This window comes from bacterium, from assembly GCA_026708015.1.
Taxonomy (GTDB): Bacteria; Actinomycetota; Acidimicrobiia; order Acidimicrobiales; family Bin134; genus Poriferisocius.
In genome coordinates this window covers 1-2,100 of record JAPOVT010000033.1, presented here as the reverse complement: position 1 = coordinate 2,100, position 2,100 = coordinate 1, and the positions used below count along the sequence as shown (strand labels likewise).

2 protein-coding genes are annotated in these 2,100 nt (G+C 66.6%); both read right to left on the bottom strand.

Annotated elements, in window-relative coordinates:
* Nucleotides 1–192 (bottom strand): dihydrodipicolinate synthase family protein (locus OXG30_07450; protein ID MCY4134734.1); only part of this gene is annotated, 192 nt, incomplete at its 3' end.
* Nucleotides 193–429: 237 nt separating this feature from the next.
* A partial coding sequence (locus tag OXG30_07445; protein ID MCY4134733.1) for a hypothetical protein occupies nt 430–2,100 on the bottom strand: 1,671 nt, incomplete at its 5' end.

The window sequence follows — 2,100 nt, the reverse complement described above, 5'->3', positions numbered from 1 at the left end:
GCAGGTCTCGACGATCGCCAGCTTCTCGTCGAACTGGAGGGTGTTGCCCTCGCCGAGCGAGCCGAGGGGCACGATGCCGGTGCAGCCGTGGTCGACAAGCCAGTTGGCGTGCCTTGCGAGGAAGTCGTGATCGACCGTCAGGTCGTCGTTGAACGGCGTGGTGATCGCCGTCATCACACCGCGGAATTCCATGTCCTGCTCCTGTTCTGACTCCTTGAGTCCGTTCTTCAGTGGCCTACTGCCGGGCGACCTCCTCGATCGCCGTCATTCCGCCGACTCTCTCTGCGTTGTCGAGGTAGACATGCCGCATCCTGTCCTCAAAGAGCGGGTGGTCTTCGTCGAATCCAGCAGCTCAAGTAGCTCCGTATCCGATGACCCGACCTTTGGTGTGACCATCTCAGCCAGGGCGAGATCTGCGAGGTCGGGCTGCTATTGGTCCAACTCCAGCGGAAAGGTTGCCAGGGACCCCCCGGCCTCGACGCCGAAATCGAAATCGAGCTCCACGCGGCCGCCCGGCACAAGAACCTGCCACGGGCCGGTGAGCAAGGGCTGCCCTGAACACGCGTCAACGTAGCTCCAGGAAACAGGCAGGACGGCAGTCGCGTATCGACCGCTCGGAAGCCCGCCTACCTCGACGACGTCTGGAACGGGCCCCGACAGGAGTTGATCGAGGCTGCTGCTCGTCACTTCCGCAAACGTCAGGATGCCCCCGTGCGGCGTCACGATCGCGGTTGCCCCGCTCGCCCCCCGTTCCCGCTCGCCAACGTGGCGCAGGGCCAACGTGCCGGTGGGTCCCTGAGGCAGATCGAGCTGCAGAGTCCGGTCACCCGAAGGCGGCAGGTCGACGCAACCCGACCAGAGGAGACCCGGTGCCGTGACCACGACTGAGGCCGGTCCCGCTCCGCCGCGCGGCGCAGCCAACATCGCCCTTCCGGCCGGGTCCGTTCTCCCGAACCCCTGGCCGGGCACGCCTGAGCTGCCGCGGGCCGTCACGAGAACTTGCGCTTCGGCCAGCGGCAGCGTGCCGGCTCTCACGAGCAGCTCCAGAGGCTCTGCTCGTTCGAGGAAAAGACGGATGTGCCTCGAGTCGCCCGGCACGTTGTCCTCTAGCGGCCACGCTTCCGCGATCGCCTCAGCCTCGGTAAAGCCGTCGGGCTCGGCGCCTACCAGGTAGGAACCCTCTTCCAGACCGTCGAAAGCGAAGGAGCCGTCGTCCTGCGACTCCGCGAACGGCGAGAAGGTGTACTCCTGATCGCCGTCGACGGTAGCGGACGCCGCGAGACTCTCGGCGTAGACGGGGATCCCCGGAAGCGGCGCGAAGGTCGAAGGGTCCAGTGCCAGGCCGCGCACGGTCTGGCCACCCAGGTCGAGACTCAAGCGAAGGACTGCATTGCGGACCCTCGGCTGCTTGACGAAGCCGCGGCGCAGACCATCAGCCGTCTCGACAACAGCCTGAACAATGTCCTTCGTGGGCCGCGGAATCCTGCCGGAAAAGCGTCCGTCCTTGGCGGTAGTGAATGACAAACGGTCGCCGGCGCCTCGGCTCAACTCCACTTCCGCCTGAGTTCCCTCTCCGTCCACCCGGACCCTCCCCAGCAGCGTGATCAGGTCCAGGTCGACGGACAGTACGCCCGAAGCCGTGATCTCGTGTTGCTCCGAGTAGAGGACGCCGCCATCTGGGTCGCGGACATCCAGCATGTACCAACCCGTGGCCAAGCCTTGAAACGTCGTGGCGCCGGTCGTGTCGGCGAACGCGGTCCGCTCAGGGGCCTGGCCGTCCAGGCCGTTCAGTACGACCTCCCACGGATCTCCGTCATAGAGCGCCGGAGCGACGTACACGAGAACTTCCGCGAACTCGCGCAGCATGACGTCGGTCAGCCGGGTCTCCGCATCGGCCAGGAGCCGGACGCTGTCGACCATGCTGAACGGTCTCCCCTCGCTGTCGAATCGCAGCGTGTAGGTCGCCGGCGGCAATCCCGCCATCTGAACGAAGCCGTAGTCGTCGCTCACGGCGCGCGCGACCTGGCGGACCGTCGCCGGAAGTCCCGCCAACTCCGCCGGCTCCGCCAACCAGGCTGTGGCGCGCACCCCCGCGACGGG